Origin of the sequence: Enterobacter sp. RHBSTW-00901 (assembly GCF_014103115.1) — a bacterium.
Classification (GTDB): domain Bacteria; phylum Pseudomonadota; class Gammaproteobacteria; order Enterobacterales; family Enterobacteriaceae; genus Enterobacter; species Enterobacter cloacae_P.
Genome location: NZ_JABXPB010000001.1, coordinates 3596614 through 3617703, shown reverse-complemented (window position 1 = coordinate 3617703; position 21090 = coordinate 3596614). Strand labels below are relative to the sequence as shown.

The 21090-nt window shown below is 54.6% G+C and carries 21 protein-coding genes and 1 pseudogene; 7 read left to right on the top strand and 15 right to left on the bottom strand.

The window, feature by feature from the left end:
• Positions 1–3: 3 nt before the first annotated feature.
• The 3 genes from carA to HV318_RS17440 form a co-directional block, all read right to left on the bottom strand.
• Positions 4–1152 (bottom strand): glutamine-hydrolyzing carbamoyl-phosphate synthase small subunit, encoded by a 1149-nt coding sequence (gene carA, locus HV318_RS17450; RefSeq protein WP_182273707.1) that lies wholly within the window; start codon positions 1150–1152, stop codon positions 4–6.
• A 454-nt stretch (positions 1153–1606) separates the two neighbouring features.
• Positions 1607–2428 (bottom strand): 4-hydroxy-tetrahydrodipicolinate reductase, encoded by an 822-nt coding sequence (gene dapB / locus HV318_RS17445; protein WP_182273706.1) that lies wholly within the window; start codon positions 2426–2428, stop codon positions 1607–1609.
• A gap of 133 nt (positions 2429–2561) precedes the next feature.
• Entirely contained in the window at positions 2562–3569 is a 1008-nt protein-coding gene (locus tag HV318_RS17440) for a LacI family DNA-binding transcriptional regulator (RefSeq protein WP_182273705.1), read from the bottom strand.
• 187 nt (positions 3570–3756) lie between these two features.
• On the opposite strand from HV318_RS17440, the gene HV318_RS17435 reads away from it, so the two are divergent.
• From HV318_RS17435 to HV318_RS17415, 5 genes are read left to right on the top strand one after another with little or no spacing between them, the layout of a single operon-like run.
• On the top strand, positions 3757–5499 hold the full coding sequence (locus HV318_RS17435) for a class I mannose-6-phosphate isomerase (protein WP_182273704.1): 1743 nt from the start codon (positions 3757–3759) through the stop codon (positions 5497–5499).
• Positions 5500–5501: 2 nt separating this feature from the next.
• Positions 5502–5930 (top strand): PTS sugar transporter subunit IIA, encoded by a 429-nt coding sequence (locus HV318_RS17430; protein ID WP_182273703.1) that lies wholly within the window; start codon positions 5502–5504, stop codon positions 5928–5930.
• Between the two features lie 10 nt (positions 5931–5940).
• Positions 5941–6435, top strand: a complete 495-nt coding sequence (locus HV318_RS17425) for a PTS sugar transporter subunit IIB (protein ID WP_182273702.1) — start codon at positions 5941–5943, stop codon at positions 6433–6435.
• A gap of 10 nt (positions 6436–6445) precedes the next feature.
• Entirely contained in the window at positions 6446–7243 is a 798-nt protein-coding gene (locus HV318_RS17420; RefSeq protein WP_182273701.1) for a PTS mannose/fructose/sorbose/N-acetylgalactosamine transporter subunit IIC, read from the top strand.
• Entirely contained in the window at positions 7243–8061 is an 819-nt protein-coding gene (locus HV318_RS17415; protein WP_182273700.1) for a PTS system mannose/fructose/sorbose family transporter subunit IID, read from the top strand. Before HV318_RS17420 ends, HV318_RS17415 begins: the two co-directional genes overlap by 1 nt.
• Before the next feature lie 27 nt (positions 8062–8088).
• Here the strand turns inward: HV318_RS17415 and HV318_RS17410 are convergent, their stop codons facing one another.
• The 3 genes from HV318_RS17410 to HV318_RS17400 form a co-directional block, all read right to left on the bottom strand.
• Complete coding sequence (locus tag HV318_RS17410) at positions 8089–8859, bottom strand: glucose-6-phosphate isomerase family protein (protein ID WP_182273699.1); 771 nt, start codon at positions 8857–8859, stop codon at positions 8089–8091.
• Entirely contained in the window at positions 8852–9415 is a 564-nt protein-coding gene (locus tag HV318_RS17405; protein ID WP_182273698.1) for a glucose-6-phosphate isomerase family protein, read from the bottom strand. Before HV318_RS17405 ends, HV318_RS17410 begins: the two co-directional genes overlap by 8 nt.
• 100 nt (positions 9416–9515) lie before the next feature.
• Complete coding sequence (locus tag HV318_RS17400) at positions 9516–10157, bottom strand: alanyl-tRNA editing protein (RefSeq protein ID WP_182273697.1); 642 nt, start codon at positions 10155–10157, stop codon at positions 9516–9518.
• Positions 10158–10249: 92 nt separating this feature from the next.
• Between HV318_RS17400 and HV318_RS17395 the strand changes: the two genes are divergently transcribed.
• Complete coding sequence (locus HV318_RS17395) at positions 10250–11155, top strand: LysR family transcriptional regulator (RefSeq protein ID WP_182273696.1); 906 nt, start codon at positions 10250–10252, stop codon at positions 11153–11155.
• 16 nt (positions 11156–11171) lie between these two features.
• Here the strand turns inward: HV318_RS17395 and ispH are convergent, their stop codons facing one another.
• The 6 genes and pseudogenes from ispH to HV318_RS24245 all read right to left on the bottom strand — a co-directional run.
• Positions 11172–12122: a 4-hydroxy-3-methylbut-2-enyl diphosphate reductase gene (ispH, locus tag HV318_RS17390; RefSeq protein ID WP_182273695.1), complete on the bottom strand. Its 951-nt coding sequence runs from the start codon at positions 12120–12122 to the stop codon at positions 11172–11174.
• Between the two features lies 1 nt (position 12123).
• Positions 12124–12573: an FKBP-type peptidyl-prolyl cis-trans isomerase gene (gene fkpB, locus HV318_RS17385; RefSeq protein WP_182273694.1), complete on the bottom strand. Its 450-nt coding sequence runs from the start codon at positions 12571–12573 to the stop codon at positions 12124–12126.
• A gap of 93 nt (positions 12574–12666) precedes the next feature.
• Positions 12667–13167 (bottom strand): signal peptidase II, encoded by a 501-nt coding sequence (lspA, locus tag HV318_RS17380; protein WP_182059533.1) that lies wholly within the window; start codon positions 13165–13167, stop codon positions 12667–12669.
• A complete protein-coding gene (ileS, locus tag HV318_RS17375) occupies positions 13167–15983 on the bottom strand; it encodes an isoleucine--tRNA ligase (RefSeq protein ID WP_182273693.1) in 2817 nt (938 codons plus the stop codon). Before ileS ends, lspA begins: the two co-directional genes overlap by 1 nt.
• 34 nt (positions 15984–16017) lie before the next feature.
• Positions 16018–16956, bottom strand: coding sequence for a bifunctional riboflavin kinase/FAD synthetase (ribF, locus tag HV318_RS17370; protein ID WP_182273692.1), 939 nt, complete (start codon positions 16954–16956; stop codon positions 16018–16020).
• Positions 16957–16963: 7 nt separating this feature from the next.
• Positions 16964–17170 (bottom strand): annotated as a pseudogene (locus HV318_RS24245) (DUF2575 domain-containing protein); the annotation flags it as partial.
• A gap of 115 nt (positions 17171–17285) precedes the next feature.
• Between HV318_RS24245 and rpsT the strand changes: the two are divergent.
• Positions 17286–17549, top strand: coding sequence for a 30S ribosomal protein S20 (gene rpsT, locus HV318_RS17365; RefSeq protein WP_008502037.1), 264 nt, complete (start codon positions 17286–17288; stop codon positions 17547–17549).
• 59 nt (positions 17550–17608) lie between these two features.
• Here the strand turns inward: rpsT and nhaR are convergent, their stop codons facing one another.
• The 3 genes from nhaR to dnaJ all read right to left on the bottom strand — a co-directional run bounded on the left by nhaR (position 17609) and on the right by dnaJ (position 21062).
• Positions 17609–18508 carry a transcriptional activator NhaR gene (gene nhaR, locus HV318_RS17360; protein ID WP_182273691.1) on the bottom strand — a complete coding sequence of 300 codons (900 nt, stop codon included), beginning with the start codon at positions 18506–18508 and terminating at the stop codon, positions 17609–17611.
• Positions 18509–18566: 58 nt separating this feature from the next.
• On the bottom strand, positions 18567–19742 hold the full coding sequence (gene nhaA, locus HV318_RS17355; RefSeq protein WP_182273690.1) for a Na+/H+ antiporter NhaA: 1176 nt from the start codon (positions 19740–19742) through the stop codon (positions 18567–18569).
• Positions 19743–19916: 174 nt separating this feature from the next.
• Positions 19917–21062: a molecular chaperone DnaJ gene (gene dnaJ / locus HV318_RS17350; protein ID WP_182273689.1), complete on the bottom strand. Its 1146-nt coding sequence runs from the start codon at positions 21060–21062 to the stop codon at positions 19917–19919.
• Positions 21063–21090 lie beyond the last annotated feature (28 nt).

Below are 21090 nucleotides of genomic sequence, written 5' to 3'. Positions count from 1 at the left end.
TGATTATTTAGCAGTCTTACGGTATTGCCCGATAAGTTCGATGAAGTGATCGAACAGCGGTGCGGCATCGTGTGGGCCCGGGCTGGCTTCAGGGTGCCCCTGGAAGCTGAACGCTGGCTTATCGGTGCGATGGATGCCCTGCAGGGTGCCATCAAACAGTGATTTGTGCGTCACGCGCAGATTAGACGGCATGGATGCCTCATCCACTGCAAAACCGTGGTTCTGTGCGGTAATCATCACCGTGTTGTTGTCGATGTCTTTCACCGGGTGGTTACCGCCGTGGTGACCAAACTTCATCTTCACGGTGTTCGCACCGCTCGCCAGCGCCAGCAGCTGATGGCCGAGGCAGATACCGAATACCGGGATATCTGTTTCCAGGAAGGATTTGATGGCGTCGATAGCGTAATCACACGGTGCCGGGTCGCCAGGACCGTTGGAAAGGAAGATGCCGTCCGGGTTCATCTTCAGCACGTCTTCAGCAGAGGTTTTCGCCGGAACCACCGTCAGGCGGCAACCGCGGTCAACCAGCATACGCAGGATATTGCGCTTGGCACCAAAATCGTAAGCCACAACGTGGAACGGCAGCTCGCTCTCTGGTTTCGCTTCCGGCAGGTCACCTTCCAGCGTCCAGCTCCCCTGTGTCCAGCTGTAGGCTTCTGCGGTAGTCACTTCTTTCGCCAGGTCCATGCCGTTCAGGCCCGGGAAGGCTTTCGCTTTTTCCAGCGCCAGCGCTGCATCCAGGTTATCCCCTGCGATGATGCAGCCGTTTTGTGCACCCTTCTCGCGCAGCAGACGCGTCAGCTTGCGGGTATCAATATCGGCAATCGCCACGATGTTATGGCGCTTCAGGTAAGAAGAAAGGTCTTCAGTATTGCGGAAGTTGCTGGCGATCAGCGGCAGGTCGCGAATGACCAGACCTTGCGCATGTACCTGAGAGGATTCTTCGTCAGCCGCATTGGTGCCGACATTGCCGATATGAGGATAAGTAAGAGTAACGATTTGGCGAGAATAGGAAGGATCAGTGAGGATTTCTTGATAACCGGTCATTGAAGTATTGAAAACGACTTCCCCAACCGCCGAACCTGTTGCCCCTATGGCCCGACCGATAAACTGGGTTCCGTCTTCCAGAACCAATAGCGCTGACTTAATCAAAACACCCTCCAGAGAATATTCACTCACTTTATTTGCATATTAATTCACAACTACGTTACGAAGCAATGCAAATTTGTTGCCAGCGGATTTTTGGCAAACGGCGGCATTCTGGATATTCAGAGGGTAAAAGTCAACTTAAAACGGATATTTTGTTTATTCTTTTGCGGGACTGGCGGCCTGAAAGCGACTTAAGCGACAAAAAGATCAGGTAAATCACATCAGAAAACGCTTGCGCAGTAAGTTTAATAGAAATTAAGACGTCGCAACAACAAAAAGTAGACCAGATGGTCAAAATTTACAGTCCAGCAACATAAAATCTGACGAAAACCGTTGTTTTTGACAATGAATAAATAAAATGACATTAAAGAAGATAAAATAAAAGGGCAATAAAATATTGCCCTATGCAATCAATCAATTACGACTGCAATAACCACATCACGATGGGTAATAAATCTTACAAATTGTTGAGATCGAGTACATCTCGCATATCAAAAAGACCATTTTCTTTGCCTTTTAGCCACAATGCGGATCGTACGGCACCATTCGCAAATGTCATACGGCTTGATGCTTTATGCGTGATTTCCACACGTTCGCCAATATCGGCGAACATCGCCGTATGTTCGCCGACGATGTCACCTGCACGGACGGTGGCAAAGCCAATGGTCCCTGGAACACGTTCGCCGGTATAGCCTTCGCGCGAATAGACCGCGCAGTCTTTCAAATCTTTATCCAGTGCATGAGCAATCGCTTCACCCATCGCCAGCGCCGTTCCTGATGGTGCGTCAACTTTGTAGCGGTGGTGCGCTTCAACAATCTCAATGTCGGTATAGCTGCCCATCACCTTCGCCGCCTTCTCCAGCAGCTTCAGCATGACGTTAACGCCGACGCTAAAGTTTGCGGCGAAGACAATTGCAATCTCACCTGACGCATCCTGAATGGCTTGTTTACCGGCATCATCAAAACCGGTAGTGCCAATCACCATTCCTTTACCGTGCTGACGGCAAAACGCCAGATGGTTCAACGTCCCTTCCGGGCGCGTAAAATCGATGAACACATCAAAGTCATCTTTTACCGCATCCAGGCTGGACTGTACGGTGACGCCTGTCTTACCCGCCCCCGCCAGCTCACCTGCGTCAGTACCAAGAAGCGATGAGCCTTCACGCTCCAGCGCCGCACCAAGTGCCACGCCATCCATCTGTAGTGCCGCCTGAATCAGCTGACGGCCCATACGTCCACCCGCGCCCGCAATAGCGACACGGATCTGTGCATCATGCATAGTTATTCTCTTACGTTAAAATGATGTAAACCGTTTTCAGATTACCCAGCCTTCGCAGAGGCCGCCAACTGAAAACACCGATAATTAGAATTTAACGTGAAACCGACTCAAATATCAGTAAAAGACATGATCGTCAGCGGAAACCACATGATTCCCGCACCACCAGCGCTGGCGGCAGGATGATCCGTTTGGCGGGTTCGTCATTACCCTGTATGCGGCTGTACAGTAATTCCCCCGCCTTACGGCCAATCTCTTTTGCCGCCACTGATACGGTGGTCAATGCAGGCTGCACCAGAGCCGCTTCGGTAATGTCATCAAAACCGACCAGCGCAAAATCACGCCCCGGTTCACGGCCCAGCTTGCGTAAACTTTGCATCACCCCCAGCGCCACAATATCCTGATAGCAAATCGCAGCGCTGATGTTTGGATGCTCAAGCAGTAACGCCTCCGCCACGCGCGCGCCGTCACTTTGGCTGGCCTGCGACGTCCTGATCCAGGCAGGATTCGGTGTCACGCCGTATTCCAGCAGCTTGCTGGTAAAGCCACCGATACGCTGCGCCCGTGAGCCCGAGTTCTGGCTCCCCCCAATAAACGCAATATGCCGATGGCCTATTCTGAGCAGATGTTCTGTCGCCATCTGCGTGCCTAAGAAGTTGTCCGTGCCGACAAAATCAAAATCCGGATCGTTCAGCGGGCGCACAACCATGATAGCCGGAATGTTGCGCCGCTTCAGTCCATCAAAAAAGGCCTGTGGCGTTTCGCGGGCGGCACACAGCACCATACCGCCGACGTTATTGCGCATCAGCGAATCAACAAATTTTTGCTGTCGCTCTGCGGATTCCTCGCTATTCGCCAGAAAAAGCAGCAGTTCATGGCGCTCCATTTCATGACTTAGCCCTGCCGTCATCTCTCCGTAAAAAGGGTTGGTGATATCGTGCAATAGCAGCCCGACCTGATTACTGCTGCGGTTACGCAAATTGGCCGCCGTCTGGTTATAGACATAACCGGACTCGTCCAGCGCCTTAAGCACGCGTTCGCGGGTACTTTGCGAAATGCGACCTTTGTTGCAGAGCACCATAGAGACCGTCGCCGTTGACACGCCGGCGCGTTTCGCGACATCAACCAGTGTAATTCCCGTCATGTTGTCTCCTTAAACATCACTACAGATTAATCGAATAACCTATTTTTTGCATTTTTCCGTGTGAGTCTCTTCACATTACCGCCGCCGATCCGGATTTCATTCGTGTATATGGCGGGTTAATCGCGTTAACCACTCTTCTCAAATGCGGTTAATCGAATAACCTTAAATAGTGATTACGGAGGATAAGATGACAACCTACGACAAATTCCCCACGGTGACGATTCAGGGTTATGACGACAGCGCCTGGCAAGGATGGGAGGCGATTACCCGCATCCTTGATGCAAAAACCCAACAGCACAACCGCGCAGTCCTGGTGATTGATTGCTATCCGGGCGTTCGCCTGACCGAACTTGAAGACAACGTGCTGCCGCGGTTACGTCCAACGCTAACGATTAATGCCGAACAGGCGCGACAGGATGAGTTTGCCATCCATGAGATGCTTGCACGCAACCTCACCGACGATCGCGTCTTTGGCGTACTCTCCTGCCACCAGCTTGGTGAGTTTTTTGATCCCGCTCGTCTGGATACACTGCAGAATCAGGTGAACCAGTGTTCCGGGGGGCTGATTGTGATTTACGGCCCCGGTGCGGCGCTTATCCATCCGGGTGATGTTCTGGTGTATGCCGATCTTCCGCGCTGGGAGATCCAGCAGCGTATGCGCAGCGGTGAGATGGGGAACTGGGGAGCAGCGAATCAGCATGAAGATATGCTGCGTCGCTACAAACGCGCTTTTTTTGTCGAATGGCGCGTCTTCGATCGCCACAAAACACCGCTGCTCAGGCGCGCCGATTTTTTACTGGATACGACCCGGACAAACCAGCCCGCGATGGTCAGCGGTGAGGCCCTGCGAGCCGGGCTTGAGCAGACCACCACTCAGCCTTTCCGCGTGGTGCCATTTTTCGATCCTGGCGTCTGGGGCGGCCAGTGGATGAAACAGCAATTCGATCTCGATCCCTCTGCCGCCAATTACGCATGGTGTTTTGACTGCGTGCCCGAGGAGAACAGCCTGTTACTGCGTTTTGGTGCAGTGCGGATCGAGATCCCCTCTCAGGATCTGGTCTTGCTCGAGCCTCGTGCTCTGCTGGGCGAGAAAGTTCACGCGCGTTTCGGTGCGGAGTTCCCGATCCGTTTTGACTTCCTCGATACCATTGGCGGCCAGAATCTGAGCTTCCAGGTCCACCCCATTACCGAGTACATCCAGCAGCAGTTCGGGATGCATTACACCCAGGATGAGAGCTATTACATTCTGGAAGCCAGGCCGGGGGCTGTGGTCTATCTGGGCACCAAAACCGGTACCGATCCGCAGGCGATGATGGACGACCTCAGACGTGCGGGCCGTGGTGAAAAAACGTTTGATGACGCCCGGTTCGTTAATCAGATCCCGGCGAAAAAACATGACCATTTCCTGATCCCTGCAGGTACGGTGCACTGCTCCGGCGCGGGAACAATGGTACTGGAGATCAGCGCCACGCCGTATATCTTCACCTTCAAACTGTGGGACTGGGGCCGTCTGGGTCTGGACGGTCTGCCGCGTCCGGTACATCTGGAACATGGCGAAAAGGTGATCGACTGGCAGCGCGACACGCAGTGGGTCCACCAACATCTGGTGAATCAGTTTGAACCCATTGCCGAAGGAAACCGCTGGCGCGAAGAACGCACCGGCCTGCACGAGCGTGAATTTATCGAAACCCGCCGCCACTGGTTTAGTGAACCCGTTGTGCATCACACCAGCGGCGGCGTGAATGTGCTGAATCTGGTAGAGGGCGGCGAAGCAATTGTCGACAGCCCGACCGGTGCATTTGAGCCATTTACCGTCCATTACGCCGAAACCTTCATCATTCCGGCCAGCGTGGGGGAATACCGCATTTCACCATCAGCCAATACCTCCGGGCGGCCACTGGCGACCATCAAAGCCTGGGTAAGGAGCTAACGATGATTCATTTTATTGTCGCGACCCACGGTCCACTTGCCGCCGCGCTGCTGGAGAGCAGCCGGATGGTTTATGGCGACCTTCCCTGCGTACACGCCGTTTGTCTGACTGAACAGGCGGGGATAGAGGGCTTTCGCCGTGATTTCAGCACCACGCTGGAAGCGGCAAGCGTCAACGCTGACGGCGTGCTGGTATTGTGCGATATGCAAAGCGGCACACCGTGGAACGTGGCCTGTGAGGCCGCGTTTAGTCCGCACGCGCGGCCACCGGTCGCCGTGGTGGCGGGGGTCAACTTCCCGATGCTACTGCAAACCGACGAGGTGATGATGGCATGCGATGTTCATCATGCTGCCGCACACATTATCGAACTCACGCTGCCAACGCTGGTACAGGCGAAACGGGTAGATACAGCACAGACAGACGATTTTTAAGGAGCCGCATATGAGTATTTCTTTTGTACGCATTGACGACCGCGTGATCCACGGGCAGCTCATTACACGCTGGGCCAGGGAGCTGCCCTGCGACGGCATCGTTGCCATTGACGATGCCGTCGCGGCCGATCCGCTGTTATCGTCGGTCATGAAAGGGGCGGTCTCCGATACCAAAGTGTGGCTGTTCGATACGGCAACCGCGATCGAAAAACTGCCAAAAGTGATTGCCAGCGAGAAGCGCTATTTCGTTATTGGCAAATCACCGCTCACGCTGCAGCGCATTGAACAGGCAGGTATTAGCCTGAAAAACAGCAACGGTAAAATCAACGTAGGGCCGATGAGCGCTCGCGCGAATACGATCACCATCGGTCCGAATCAATCGGTAACGAAAGATGAAGCAGCGGCGTTCGAATGGCTGACCGTCCAGGGACACGCGATTGAATTCCGCCTGGTTCCCGATGCCAGTTTTTATAGCTGGCAGGATGCCAGACAAAAGCTGAAATAAGGAGCAGATCATGATTATTGAAGCGTCTTTAATTGGCCTGCTGTGTTATCTGGGGGCACTCAGTAGCCCGTGGCTTTTAGGGCTGACCGGCGGCTGGTATCTCATCTCCCGACCGCTCATTTCCGGGATGCTGGTTGGCCTGATCCTGGGCGATATCAAAACCGGGATTATGATTGGCGTAGCGGTGCAGGCGGTGTATATCGCGATGGTGACCCCCGGCGGCTCGATGCCAGCAGATTTGAACTTTGTGGCTTATCCTGCCATTGCGCTGGGGATACTTTCCGGCAAAGGACCCGAGGTTGCCGTCGCGCTGGCAGCGACTATCGGTATCGCCGGAACCATTCTCTTTAATGCGATGATGGTGCTGAACTCGTTCTGGAATCATCGGGCGGATGTGGCGCTGGAACACGGCGATGAACGCGGCATCTACCTCAACAGCGCCATCTGGCCGCAGGCGATGAATTTTGTGCTGCGCTTTGTGCCCACCTTTATCGCCGTCTTTTTTGGCGCGCAGTACATTAGCGGTTTTATGGACAGCCTGCCGCACATCGTCCTCTCCACCATGAACGTGCTGGGCGGCATTTTACCCGCTGTCGGTATTGCCATCCTGCTTAAGCAGATCATCAAAAGCTACACCATGCTCATCTACTTCCTGGTGGGCTTCGTCTGCATCGTTTTCCTGAAACTCAATATGGTCGCGCTGGTGATCGTGGGTGCCCTGCTGGCATTGATCCATTACAACTACAAACCCGAAACACCGCAGACCGTGACTTCAGCACCGGTCCCTGACGACGAGGATGAATTCTGATGGAAGAACGTAAACTCACCCGCAAGGATCTGCGCCGCTGCTGGCGGGCGTGGATGATGCACAACCTCTCCTCAATGAGCTTTGAGCGCCTGGAATCCTTCGGCTTCTGCCTGAGCATGCTGCCGGTGGCAAAAAAACTCTATCCCGATGCGGCTCAACGCACCGAGATGCTGCGCCGTCACGCGTCGTTCTACAACACTGAGCCACAAATTGGCGCAATTGTTAACGGTATGGCGCTGGGGCTGGAAGAGAAGAAAGCCAACGGTGAGCCAATTGACGGCGAAACCATTAACACCCTGAAGGTGGGCCTGATGGGGCCGATCGCCGGGATCGGTGATTCAATGATCCCCGGGATGCTTATTCCGATCCTTCTCAGCATCGGGATGGCGCTGGCGGCAGGTGGAAATATCCTTGGCCCGCTGTTTTATACCGTCGCCTGGCTGGCCATTATTATCCCGGGCTCCTGGTTCCTGTTTCTTAAAGGCTACCAGATGGGTTCAGGCTCCGTAGAGATGCTGGTCAGCAGCAAATCCACCCGACTACGGGAAGCGCTCTCATTGCTGGGCGTATTCGTCATGGGCGGTGTGGCGGCCAGCTATGTGAAGCTCGGCACCGGGCTGGAGTTCATCACGCGGGACGGGGTTAACATTCACGTGCAGCAGATGCTGGACGGTATTTTCCCGCAGTTGCTTCCGCTGGCCGTGGTGCTGGGAACCTGGTATCTGATGGCCAAACGCGGCGTGTCACCGGTAAAAGCCATGATATTGCTGCTTATACTCGCAGCGCTGGGGGTGGCGTCCGGTTTGTTTGCAGGATAAGAGAACCGGGGCAATGCCCCGGTCCTTCTATGGATGGAAGTTATCCCACAGTGCTGCCGTTTTATCCGGACGCGAAATAAACTGGAACCGTGCCGGATCGTCAATAAACTGCTGATAAACAGGCGCATCAGTAATACCGAACTCAGAATAACTACGCGGCGTAATCATCTGTAATCGCCCCGGTCTGTAGTGGCTATTGTGCTGCCAGACAATATGATTTCCCTGAACTAAGGGATACCAGGCCAGACCTTTTCGCGCGCGAACGGCATCATACTCAAAACCATATTCCCGGTCACACCACGCACCAAACGTCAGCGGCTCTTCGGGAGAGGCCGAAATGGTTGCATGTCCCCATCCCGGAGGGACCAGCACTTTTTCACCAGGCCCCGCGAGCACCGCAAAACAGCGGCCCGGATCGTCGTCAACATACTCCTGCATGTAGATAATCGCTTTACCCTGCCAGATTTCATACAGCTCAGGCGGCGACCATCCGCTGTGTTGGCTAATGCGATGGATATGCCCCTGACTGCGGACCGGTTCATCGCCGAGCGTACCTGCGGCGTAGGTGACCACGCCAAAAAGCAGCATCCGTTTTTCGAGTTCTTGCCTGTCCGCCAGGCGTGCCACGTCCATCGCGATGGCGTACACCTGCTCTGGTCCTTCGCAATCCGGGTTGCGCAGCGATGGGCGGATCTGATCCAGCGTGCGGATCTCCGGCATCGGTCCGGTCACATCCTCTCCATAGCTAAAACCCAATGGACAGTGTGTGATGGCTATATCCAGCCCAACGTTAACCATTTCCGACCTCCCATCCCTGCGGGTGATGTTCAGAGGCAAATACACGAAGCGAAAAACCACCGGCCAATGCCGCATAGTCGTGTCCGGCCACGCTGGGCCAGACCGCCAGCGCAGAAAGGGTGTCTTCACCCGTGTTAATCAGACGGTGCGCGCTGAAAGAGGGAATGATGTGCACGGAACCGGCCTTCACGCGTTCAAGGCGTGCCTCACCGGATGGCGTCTGAAGCAGCAGCAAGCCGCATCCACGCAGGCCAAAATAGACCTCGCCCTGTTCGCGGCGCTGGTGAAAATGACCGCGCGTCATAAAGAACTCATCACCGATTTTGCCCGCGTAAAGATGGGTCACGCCAACGTACAGCGACCCTTCGTCCGACGGGGAGTCGAGCATTTCAACGTCATAGACGCGCTGCCGCGGTTCGCAGCCACGCCAGGCATCGTCATCAATGAAAACGCCTGGCAGATCGGCGATGTGTGTCGTCTTGCGGATAAGTGGACCGTTAGCGAATACACCGCTGGCCCACGCCACCTGGGGTGGCAGGATAACGTCAGAGTTCATGTTTATCTCCGGCCCGAGGAGAACAACATGACAAGCTTACCAGATTAACCGGTTAACCTCCTGCTCAGCCCCCCGCTCTGTCGGGTTAATCACACTCCTGTTACTCCTGCTCGTGGAGGGTATAAGTGACCACCAGCTGTCCTTTTTTCATTTTCAGCCCGATGAGCTGCATCTCCCCTATTTCCGCCAGCTGTCTTACATGCGTTCCGCCACACGGATAGGCCGGGAGATCGCCAAAGCGAACCCTGCGTCTGCCCGCTTCAATTTCGGTCTGACGAAGCAGGTTGTCCGCTTTCCAGCCGTCAATCATCGCGCTCAGCCTGTTTGCATCAGGCAGTGACGCCTGCGGCTCTCGTGGCACAAAGGTAATCCGTCCTTCACCTGGCCAGTGATGAGCTTTCACCGGCTCCCAGCCAAATTGCTCACCGGCACAACCAATCAAATGGCCTGCGCTGTGCCAGCGGGAATGACGCACTCGCGCGCTTTTATCGACCTGCATTTCCACCTCGCCTGGCACAAGCGGTCGAGCCAGAATATGAATGACTTGCTCCCCGCGCAGGCTCACCCCCTCCACCGCGATCCCCGCGATCAAACCCCGGTCCGCTGGCTGTCCGCCACCCTGCGGATGGAAAAGGGTCTGATCCAGCTCAACGGCATAGCGACCATCAGGCTCTTCAGTGCAACGGATCACCTTCGCGCGGCCTTCTGTCGCTTCACTTGTGTAATAAAGTCGTTCTGTCATGGTTGTTCTCCTCTGTACCCTGACAGTATATTCATCACTTAAGCATCGATAATCCGCCTTTCAAACAATGCACTATTGCCTGGTATGCACAAATGAAACCTGCACTGCTTCCCGATCTTGCCACCTTCGTGACCATCGTAGAACACGGCAATTTTTCAACTGCAGCCCGTATGACGGGAGCAACGCCCTCAGCGATCAGTCGTTGTGTTTCACGCCTCGAGAAGGAGATGGGATCTAAGTTACTGCACCGCACCACGCGCAAGCTGGCACTTACCGAAACCGGAAAATCGGTTTATGAACATGCTTTGGATATGCTGGAAGCAGCACAACAGGCAATGGATTCCGGTAGCAGTCTGCAAACCGTTGCACAGGGAAAGCTCACGGTGAGCGTACCGAAAGCCGTGGGACGGTTTGTGATCCATCCGCTGATCCCGGCGTTCCTGGAGCGCTATCCACAAATTGACGTCTGCCTGCGTCTGGAAGATCGTTACATGGATCTGATCGATGATGGTGTCGATCTGGCATTACGGATCACCAATACTCCCTCTCCAGGCCTGTACGGAAAACCGCTGATGCCAGTAACCCATGTTATTTGCGCCACGCCAGAATATCTTCGTCGCGCAGGCACGCCACAACATCCGCACGACCTCCGGTCACATAGCTGTATTTCGCTCGGTGAAACCCCGGCCGATTCACGCTGGAAATTTACGTTGCAGGGAAAAACGGAGATCGTACAGACGCACGGACGTTACGCGGCTAACCACACGGGCGTGCGGCTGGATGCGGTCAAACGTCATGTCGGCATTGGGAGTTTACCGCTGTTTACGGCACGTGAGGCTCTGGAAAAGGGGGAAATTGTGCAGGTGCTGCCACAGTGGGAGTTTATCAGCAGCTATACGGGTGAGCTCTGGCTGCTTTGGACGCGTAACAAACATATGCCCGCCAGAATGCGGGCAATGATCAACTATCTGACTGAAAAAATGCCAGTCAACAAGTGACTGGCATTGATACGCATTATTCTACTTCGCGAGCGTCGATACGCAGTTCTTTTGGCACTTCGAAAACAATGTTTTCTTCGCGTCCTTCCAGCGGAACCGCTTCGCCACCGCCCAGTTCCTGCAGACGGGTAATCACGTTCTGAACCAGAATATCCGGCGCGGATGCCCCGGCGGTGACACCGACACAGGATGCTGTTTTAACCCAGGCTTCCTGAATATCCGTCGCATCATCAATCAGAAACGCCGCTTTCCCCATTCGCTGCGCCAGTTCAGCCAGACGGTTGGAGTTAGACGAGTTTTTGGAGCCGACCACCAGCACCACATCCGCCTGTTCAGCCAGCGCACGCACCGCTTCCTGACGGTTGGTGGTAGCATAGCAAATGTCATCTTTACGCGGCCCGACAATTTTCGGGAAGCGCTGGCGCAACGCGTCGATAACATCAGAGGTATCATCCACGGAGAGCGTTGTCTGGGTCATAAACGACAGACGATCTTCGTTTTTCACGTTCAGCGTAAACACATCTTCCGGCGATTCCACCAGGTACATGCCCCCTTCCGGGTTGCTGTACTGCCCCATGGTTCCTTCCACTTCCGGGTGACCGGCGTGGCCAATCAGAATAGACTCTTCACCACGACGGCTGGCGCGCGCCACTTCCATATGCACTTTGGTCACCAGCGGACAGGTCGCATCGAAAACGGTCAGATCACGGCTTTTCGCTTCGTTACGTACGGCCTGGGAAACACCGTGTGCGGAGAAGATCAGGATTGCGCCATCCGGCACTTCGCTGATTTGCTCAATGAAGATCGCGCCGCGCTCACGCAGGCTGTCAACGACGTAACGGTTATGCACCACTTCGTGGCGCACGTAGATCGGTGCGCCGTAAAGCTCCAGCGCATTTTCAACAATGCTGATAGCGCGGTCTACACCGGCGCAGAAGCCGCGCGGGTTAGCCAACAGGATCTGCATTTCAGGCCTCCAGTGCCGGATCGATCTCCAGCACTTCAATATCAAAATGGACGGTATGCCCGGCAAGCGGATGGTTGAAGTCGACAGTGATAGAGTCACCGTTGATCTCGCGGATCACGCCAGGCATTTCGCTGCCATCCATAGCGGTAAAGAGCATGATCGCCCCGATTTCAGGCTCGCCCGCATCCATAAACTCACGGCGCGAGAAGTACTGGATCAGATCCGGGCTTGGCACGCCAAATGCCGCATCCGGCTCCAGCGCAAACGCCTTCTTCTCACCCTCTTTCAGACCCAGAAGCTGCTGCTCAAGACCTTCAGAGAGGGAGGTGTCGCCAAGACGAAACAGGGCAGGCTTGCCATTGTTGCGGGTGGATTCAGCGGTGGAGCCATCATCCAGTTTCAGCGTGAAGTGAACGAGGATCGCGCTGTTGCTCTGTACGGATTTAGACATGCAAATTGCTCGCTTGTTTTTGCCCGGTGACGCTGCGCTTACCGGGCCTACATTAACCGTAGGCCCGTATACGCGAAGCGCCGCCCGGTGGGTTTACGCCTGTTTCTTCGCGGCAGCGTTCGGCAAGAAGCCTTCCAGCACAATTAACGCCGCACCGATGCAGATTGCGCTATCGGCCAGGTTAAAGGTCGCAAAGTGCCAGTCGCCAACGTAGAAGTCGATCATATCGACCACAAAGCCGTGCCACAGGCGATCAAACAGGTTGCCTAACGCGCCGCCAATGATCAGCGCGTAGGCGATGTTATTCAGCTTTTGCGTTGCCTTCGAACGGTACATCAGCACCGCCAGAATCACACAGATACCGATAGCGATACCCGCAAAGAACCAGCGCTGCCAGCCACCGCTGTCAGCAAGGAAACTGAACGCCGCACCGTAGTTGCGCGCATAGTGCAGGTTAAGCGACGGGAACAGCGACACCGTATCCCCCAGAGCGAAGTTCTGGAGGATCAGGAATTTGCTGCCCAGATCAATAATCAGCACCACCACAACCAGCCACAGCCAGCGCAGTCCTGTTGAACAGAGAGATTTACTCATCAGGCAAACTTACGTTGTTCGCCGTCACCGGCGACGTTGCTTACACAGCGTCCGCAGATATCTGCGTGTTCCGCCACCTGGCCGACATCGGTGGTGTAATGCCAGCAACGCGGGCACTTATCACCTTCGGCTTTGCTCAGCGCGACTTTCAGTCCTTTGAGCAGTTCGCTCTGCTGGGCATCAGCAGAAGCGTCGGCATAATCCGCAACTTTTGCACCGGAGGTCAACAGGACAAATCGTAATTCGTCGCCGAGCGCGGTCAGCTTCGCCGCCAGCTCAGGTTCTGCGTACAGGGTTACAGCCGCTTCCAGAGAGCCACCGACTTTCTTGTCAGCACGCGCCTGTTCAATAACCTTGTTCACTTCACCACGTACTTTCAGCAGTTCGTCCCAGAAGGCATCGTTCATCGCTTCAGTGCTGGAGAGATCGAACAGACCTTCGTACCACTCGCCGGTGAAGACATACTTCTCGCGGTCGCCTGGCAGGTAACCCCAGATTTCATCTGCGGTGAAGGACATGATCGGAGCCATCCAGCGAACCAGTGCTTCTGCAATGTGGAACAGCGCAGTCTGGCAGCTGCGACGCGCCACGCTGTCCGCTTTCGCGGTGTACTGGCGGTCTTTGATGATATCGAGGTAGAACGAGCCCATCTCGATGGAGCAGAAGCGCATCAGGCGCTGCACCACTTCGTGGAAGTCGTAAGATTCATAGGCTTTCAGGATATCTTCCTGTGCCGCTTTCGCGCAGCCTACTGCCCAGCGATCCAGTACCACCATCTCTTCCGGTTTCACCATGTCTTTAACCGGATCGAAACCGTTCAGGTTCGCCAGCAGGAAGCGCGCGGTGTTACGGATACGACGATAGCTGTCAGCAGCACGTTTCAGGATCTCGTCAGATACGGCCATTTCGCCAGTGTAGTCGGTAGATGCCACCCACAGACGCAGAATGTCCGCGCCCAGTTTGTTCATCACATCCTGTGGAGACACAGTGTTGCCGATAGACTTGGACATCTTACGGCCCTGACCATCTACGGTGAAACCGTGGGTCAGTACCTGACGGTAAGGTGCTTTACCTTTCATGGCGGTGGAGATCATCAGCGATGACATGAACCAGCCACGGTGTTGGTCAGACCCTTCCAGATACATATCGGCAGCGTGACCGGTAAACTCAGGACGTACGTCAACCACGGAAGAGTGCGTAGAACCGGAGTCGAACCACACGTCCAGGGTATCTGGCACTTTCTCGTAGTTGTCTGCGTCAGCGCCCAGGATGTCACGGGAGTCGAGATCCCACCATGCCTGAATACCGTCCACTTCTACACGTTTAGCCACTTCTTCCATCAGTTTCAGGGTATCTGGATGCAGTTCCTGCGTCTCTTTATGGACGAACAGAGACATCGGCACGCCCCAGGTACGCTGACGGGAGATACACCAGTCAGGACGGTTAGCCACCATAGACTCGATACGCGCCTGGCCCCAGTCCGGGATCCACTGCACGCCTTTGATCTCTTTCAGGGACTGCTCGCGCAGGCCTTTCTGATCCATGCTGACGAACCACTGCGGGGTCGCACGGAAGATGATCGGCGACTTGTGACGCCAGCAGCATGGGTAGCTGTGCTGCATTTTTTCGACATGCAGCAGCGCGCCGCTGGTGCGCAGCATGTCAACGATGATGTCATTCGCTTTAAAGACGTTGATACCGTCCAGCGCCGGATACGTGCCTGGCAGGTAAGAACCGTCCGGGCCAACCGGGTTAGCGATTTCCAGACCGTATTTCAGGCTGATGTTGTAGTCGTCTGGGCCGTGGCCGCCGGCGGTATGCACCGCACCGGTACCTGCTTCCAGCGTAACATGCTCGCCCAGAATGGCCGGAACGTCGAAGTCCAGGAACGGGTGTTTGAAGCGCATCAGTTCCAGCGCGTCACCTTTCACGGTGCCCAGCACGGTGTAGTCAGTGATGTTCGCGCGTTTCAGCACGCTTTCAAGGAGATCTTTCGCCAGGATAACCGCCTGACCGTCAACCTGCACCAGAGCGTATTCGAATTCGCCAGACAGGGAGATCGCGCGGTTTGCTGGCAGCGTCCACGGGGTGGTCGTCCAGATAACCAGAGAGATCGGGCCGTTGACAGACGACACGCCAAATTTGGCTTTCACCGCATCCTGATCCACCGCGTGGAACGCCACGTCGATAGACGGAGAGGTTTTGTCATAATACTCAACTTCCGCTTCTGCCAGCGCAGAACGGCAGTCCACGCACCAGTGCACCGGCTTCGCGCCTTTATGCAGGTGGCCGTTACCGATGATTTTACCCAGCGCACGGATGATGTTGGCTTCAGTTTTGAAGTCCATCGTCAGGTACGGGTGCGACCAGTCGCCCAGCACGCCCAGACGGATAAAGTCAGCACGCTGACCGTCAACCTGGGTGGCAGCATATTCGCGGCATTTTGCACGGAACTCTGCAGCGGTGAATTTCTCACCTGGCTTGCCAAACTCTTGCTCCACTTTCAGCTCGATTGGCAGACCGTGGCAGTCCCAGCCCGGAACGTAAGGCGAGTCATATCCCGTGAGTCCTTTGGACTTCACGATAATGTCTTTCAGAATCTTGTTTACAGAGTGACCAATATGAATGCTGCCATTCGCATATGGAGGGCCATCATGCAGAATGAAGGTTTTTTTGCCTTTTTTGGCTGCACGAATGATGCCGTACAGGTCATCATCAGTCCAACGCGCCAGCATTCCCGGTTCGCGCTTGGCGAGATCGCCGCGCATCGGGAACCCTGTTTCCGGCAAATTCAGGGTTGATTTATAGTCACTCATCAGATTCTCGGTTCCGTATTTATCACGTAGGCATTTAAGCCGGGTTCTGTAGCCCAAAAAACTCGCGGGCCGTCAATTCATCTCGCGCAATTTGCGCCTTTAGTTCGTCCAGCGAAGCAAATCGCTGCTCGTTGCGTATTTTTTTACGCAGTATTACATCTATATGGCGACCATAGAGGTCCATTACAACGTCCAGCAGATGCACTTCAAGCTGCTGCCGCACACCCGCGACGGTTGGACGCGTGCCAATGTTTGCCACCCCGAAATAGGGCTTATCACCCAGTCCGGTTACTTCTACCGCATACACCCCTTTAACCGGGGAGACCTGACGACGCAGCGGTATATTCGCCGTCGGGAAACCGATGGTGCGCCCCAGGGCATCACCATGCACCACACGGCCTGAAATCGTGAACGGATGCCCCAGCAGGGTTTCTGCCGTGTCCAGTTCATCATTGGCCAGCGCCTGGCGCACTGCGGTACTGCTGACGCGTGCACCGCCTTCGCAGAAGGTCATTGCACTGGTGACGTCAAAACCGTACTCCAGGCCAGCCTTCTGTAATAACAAGAAATCGCCCTGACGACCAGCGCCAAAGCGGAAATCATCACCCACTGCGAGAAACTGCACGCCAAGACGCTTGACCAACAGGTCGCTGACAAAACTTTGTGCTGTCAGCGCGGCAAAGCGACGATCGAAACGTACACACAGCACGTAATCCACGCCAGACTCCGCCAGATAGCGTAATTTCTCACGCAAACGCGTAAGGCGGGCGGGTGATTTATCGCCTGCAAACAGTTCCAGCGGCTGTGGCTCAAAAATCATCACTACCACGGGCAGGCCACGGGCCTTCCCTTCTTTACGCAATCCCTGCAACAGCGCCTGATGACCACGATGCACGCCGTCGAAATTACCAATGGTCAGCACGCACCCGTGCGGGGCTTTACTGAGATTATGTATGCCGCGTATCAGCTTCATGACTGGCTCAAAACAGTGAAAATCGCCAAAGTATACCTTGTACAGCGATTAAGGTTAACCGGCGATTGTTCACACAAAACAGAAAGCCGTAATGATTTCATCATGCTGACCTTTCACAGCGAAAAAATCTGCCCGCGAACTGCGATTTTTATGCCGAAAAGCTGTATTCGCGAGAGACAAGCTGGTAGAATCCTGCGCCATCACTACGTAACGTAGCGTCGCCACATTAACGGCGCTTATTTGCACAAATCCATTGACAAAAGAAGGTATAGAGGGCATATTCCTCGGCCTTTGAATTGTCCACATAGATCATATTTGGGAGTTGGACCTTGGCTAATATCAAATCAGCTAAGAAACGTGCTATCCAGTCTGAAAAGGCTCGTAAGCACAATGCAAGCCGTCGCTCTATGATGCGTACTTTCATCAAGAAAGTATACGCAGCTATCGAAGCTGGCGACAAAGCTGCTGCGCAGAACGCATTTAACGAAATGCAACCAATCGTGGATCGTCAGGCTGCTAAAGGTCTGATCCACAAAAACAAAGCAGCGCGTCATAAGGCTAACCTGACCGCGCAGATCAACAAACTGGCTTAATCGTCACTTGTTGTTGCTTGTTTTAAAAGAACCCGCTTAATGCGGGTTTTTTTATATCTTCAGATTGCCGGTGACGTAAACAGCGCCGAGTAGTCGCGGTTACAGATACGCTGTACCGCAGGGTGCTGAATCATCCTTTCTGCGAATATCGCGTGATACTCTTCCATCACGTTATCTACCCTGCCAATCTCCGTAACTTTGTCATCTGAATAGAGATCGTGCGCGTAAAGCGTCGGCGCAACGAAGATGGCGTTATGCGCTTCACCAAAGGCTTTCATCAGCGCGGCATCATCGAATTCCCCGAGGATCTCCACCTTCAGCCCCTGAGAGTTAAACCAGTTCTGCAGCTTACGCCCAAGCATGGAGCGTCTTCCTGGTACCAGCAAACGGCGCTCTTCCAGACAGGCCGGGAAGGGTTTTTCTGGCGGTGGGTTAATGCACCAGAAACTCACACCACACTCGCCAATTTTCACCGAGAACAACCCTTCCTGCTGCGTGGAGTCGATTGGACAATCCGAGATAATCATATCCAGCTTGTGCTGGCTCAGTTGCTCCAGCAGCATCTCATGAGTGGACTCAAAACAGCGCAGGTGGATTTGCTCATCTTCAACCACAGCGGCATCCAGAACGCCGCTCACCAGCCGTTTTGACAGCGCATCTGCCACACCTACATCAAAGAGCAGGTTCGATTCTTTGCGATAGTTGACGATATCCAGCATCTCCTGGCTCAGGGTGAACATCTTGTCCGCGTAGCGAAAAACCAGCTCGCCCAGTTCGCTTGGCTCGATCCCACGGCCCTTGCGTTTGAACAGCTTTCCCTGCAGACGTTCTTCCAGCGCTTTGATTTGCCCGGTGATGGTTTGCGGCGTCAGATAGAGCGCCTCTGCAGCCCCCACGACCGAGCCTTGTCTGTAGACGTGCCAGAAGTAGTAAAGATGGTTGTAGTTCAAATGAGACATTGCGTCTTCGCTCCCTGAGAGTGTATCGGGAGAAGGCTCCCCTTCTCCCGGTATCCTGTTATGCCTGGACAACCTGTCCGGACAATTTTACCTTCAATAACGTATACCCTATTACCGCGGCCAGTAATGACCCGATTAAGATGCCCAGTTTCGCCCAGACAATCAGTTCAGGGGTATGCGCACCAAACGCCAGCGTCGAGATAAAGATCGACATGGTAAATCCAATTCCGCATAGCACACCCACCGCCATAATCTGCTTAAACGTGGTGCCGTGCGGCAATGACGCCATCTTCAGTTTCAGCGCCAGCCAGCAGAACAGACTAATCCCCAGTGGTTTACCGATAAACAGCCCGGCAATGATGCCCAGTGGCAGCATCGACGTCAGCCCTTCCAGCGTCACCCCTTCCAGAGATACACCCGCGTTGGCAAAAGCAAACAGCGGCAGGATCATAAAGGCCACCCACGGGTGAAGTACATGCTCCAGCTGTTTGGCGGGTGATTTGCCATCCTGCGGCTTAAGCGGCACGAAGAAACCGACGATCACGCCTGCCAGCGTGGCATGCACACCGGATTTCAGCACCGCCGTCCACAGCACCATACCCACCAGTACGTAGATACCAATACGGCGGACGTTGAAAATATTCAGCAGTGCCAGCACTGCAATGGCACCTGCCGCCACGCTCAGCGACAGAATTGACAGCTCACTGGTATAGAACAGCGCAATAATCACAATAGCGCCCAGGTCATCAATGATCGCCAGCGCCATCAGGAAGATTTTCAGGGCTACCGGCACGCGGCTTCCCAGTAAGGCCAGCACCCCAAGTGCAAACGCGATATCCGTTGCAGCCGGGATCGCCCAGCCGTCGCGAGCCACCGGATCCTGCCAGGTAAACGCCAGGAAGAGCAACGCCGGGACCACCATCCCGCCAATGGCGGCAATGACCGGAAACGCCGCACGCTGACGGCTGGCAAGCGATCCCAGCACCAGCTCACGTTTAACCTCAAGCCCTACCAGCAGGAAGAACACTGCCATCAGTGCATCATTGATCCACAGCAGCATGTTCTTGTGAATTTCCAGCGCGCCAACTTTCAGCTCGACGGGGGTTTCCAGAAATGCGTGATAAAAATCACGCGTGACGCCTAAGTTAGCCAGCACCATCGCGGCCGCAGCGGCGATAATCAGGATGACCCCGCCGGACGCTTCACTGCTAAAGAAACGGTGTAGTAATTTCACTTTAGTTCTCTCTTTTTACAACAATACCTCGATAAAACCATAGTACCAAGTCAGATAGCTCGGCAAAAACAGATTAATATTGAGTATATAATCAGTTTTACCGAGCAATACCCATAAACAGAAAAAGCCCGGAATCGCTTCCGGGCTTTTTGGGAATGAAAACCGGCTAACGGATTAGCGAGTCAAATCATCGAAGAATTTTTTAACACCATCGAAGAAGCTTTTGGAACGCGGGCTATTTTTCTCACCCGTCGGACCGCCGAAGCTCTCCTGCAGCTCTTTCAGCAGTTGCTTCTGCTTGTCGTTCAGGCCAACCGGGGTTTCCACCACGACGCGGCACAACAGGTCGCCCTGCGCACCACCGCGAACGGATTTCACGCCTTTACCGCGCATGCGGAACAGCTTGCCCGTCTGGGTTTCACCAGGCACTTTCAGGTTTACGCGACCATCCAGCGTTGGCACTTCGATTTCGCCGCCGAGAGCCGCCATGGCGAAGTTGATTGGCACTTCGCAGTACAGGTTGTTACCTTCACGCTCAAAGATCGCGTGCTGTTTCACCTGAACCTGGACGTACAGATCGCCCGCCGGTGCGCCGTGCTCGCCCGCTTCACCTTCGCCAGCCAGACGAATACGGTCGCCCGTATCAACACCCGCCGGAATTTTAACGGACAGGGTTTTGGTTTTCTCAACGCGACCGTGACCGTGGCATTTGGTGCACGGATCTTTAATCAGCGTACCGCGACCATGACAGTGTGGACAGGCCTGCTGTACCGCAAAGAAACCCTGACGCATCTGCACCTGGCCGGAACCGTGACAGGTTGGACAGGTTTGTGGCTGCGTCCCTGCTTTCGCGCCGCTGCCGTGGCAAACGTCACACTCTTCCAGCGTCGGGATACGGATCTCTTTGGTGACGCCGCGAACGGCCTCTTCCAGAGTCAGATCCATGTTGTAGCGCAGGTCTGCACCGCGCGCGGCGCGTTGACGACCACGGCCACCGCCGAAGATGTCGCCGAACACATCGCCAAAGATATCGCTGAAATCAGCACCGCCGCCAAAGCCGCCGCCACCGAATCCACCGCCGCCCATGCCGCCCTGTTCAAAGGCTGCGTGACCGTACTGATCATAAGCCGCACGTTTTTGTGCATCGGTCAGGATTTCGTAGGCTTCTTTGATCTCTTTGAATTTAGCTTCAGCCTCTTTATCACCCTGATTGCGATCCGGGTGATATTTCATGGCCAGGCGCTTATACGCCTTTTTGATTTCACGCTCTTCCGCTGTTTTGGAAACGCCTAAAATCTCGTAATAATCAAGCTTCGCCATCTTATTTTATCTGCCCCTAACATGCGTG

What these genes read in the sequence shown, in the direction of transcription:
- dapB (WP_182273706.1), bottom strand. Translation starts at nt 2,428, where the DNA reads ATGCATGATGCACAGATCCGTGTCGCTATTGCGGGCGCGGGTGGACGT.
- HV318_RS17440 (WP_182273705.1), bottom strand. Translation starts at nt 3,569, where the DNA reads ATGACGGGAATTACACTGGTTGATGTCGCGAAACGCGCCGGCGTGTCA.
- HV318_RS17435 (WP_182273704.1), top strand. Translation starts at nt 3,757, where the DNA reads ATGACAACCTACGACAAATTCCCCACGGTGACGATTCAGGGTTATGAC.
- HV318_RS17430 (WP_182273703.1), top strand. Translation starts at nt 5,502, where the DNA reads ATGATTCATTTTATTGTCGCGACCCACGGTCCACTTGCCGCCGCGCTG.
- HV318_RS17425 (WP_182273702.1), top strand. Translation starts at nt 5,941, where the DNA reads ATGAGTATTTCTTTTGTACGCATTGACGACCGCGTGATCCACGGGCAG.
- HV318_RS17420 (WP_182273701.1), top strand. Translation starts at nt 6,446, where the DNA reads ATGATTATTGAAGCGTCTTTAATTGGCCTGCTGTGTTATCTGGGGGCA.
- HV318_RS17415 (WP_182273700.1), top strand. Translation starts at nt 7,243, where the DNA reads ATGGAAGAACGTAAACTCACCCGCAAGGATCTGCGCCGCTGCTGGCGG.
- HV318_RS17410 (WP_182273699.1), bottom strand. Translation starts at nt 8,859, where the DNA reads ATGGTTAACGTTGGGCTGGATATAGCCATCACACACTGTCCATTGGGT.
- HV318_RS17405 (WP_182273698.1), bottom strand. Translation starts at nt 9,415, where the DNA reads ATGAACTCTGACGTTATCCTGCCACCCCAGGTGGCGTGGGCCAGCGGT.
- HV318_RS17400 (WP_182273697.1), bottom strand. Translation starts at nt 10,157, where the DNA reads ATGACAGAACGACTTTATTACACAAGTGAAGCGACAGAAGGCCGCGCG.
- HV318_RS17395 (WP_182273696.1), top strand. Translation starts at nt 10,250, where the DNA reads ATGAAACCTGCACTGCTTCCCGATCTTGCCACCTTCGTGACCATCGTA.
- ispH (WP_182273695.1), bottom strand. Translation starts at nt 12,122, where the DNA reads ATGCAGATCCTGTTGGCTAACCCGCGCGGCTTCTGCGCCGGTGTAGAC.
- fkpB (WP_182273694.1), bottom strand. Translation starts at nt 12,573, where the DNA reads ATGTCTAAATCCGTACAGAGCAACAGCGCGATCCTCGTTCACTTCACG.
- lspA (WP_182059533.1), bottom strand. Translation starts at nt 13,167, where the DNA reads ATGAGTAAATCTCTCTGTTCAACAGGACTGCGCTGGCTGTGGCTGGTT.
- ileS (WP_182273693.1), bottom strand. Translation starts at nt 15,983, where the DNA reads ATGAGTGACTATAAATCAACCCTGAATTTGCCGGAAACAGGGTTCCCG.
- ribF (WP_182273692.1), bottom strand. Translation starts at nt 16,956, where the DNA reads ATGAAGCTGATACGCGGCATACATAATCTCAGTAAAGCCCCGCACGGG.
- nhaR (WP_182273691.1), bottom strand. Translation starts at nt 18,508, where the DNA reads ATGTCTCATTTGAACTACAACCATCTTTACTACTTCTGGCACGTCTAC.
- dnaJ (WP_182273689.1), bottom strand. Translation starts at nt 21,062, where the DNA reads ATGGCGAAGCTTGATTATTACGAGATTTTAGGCGTTTCCAAAACAGCG.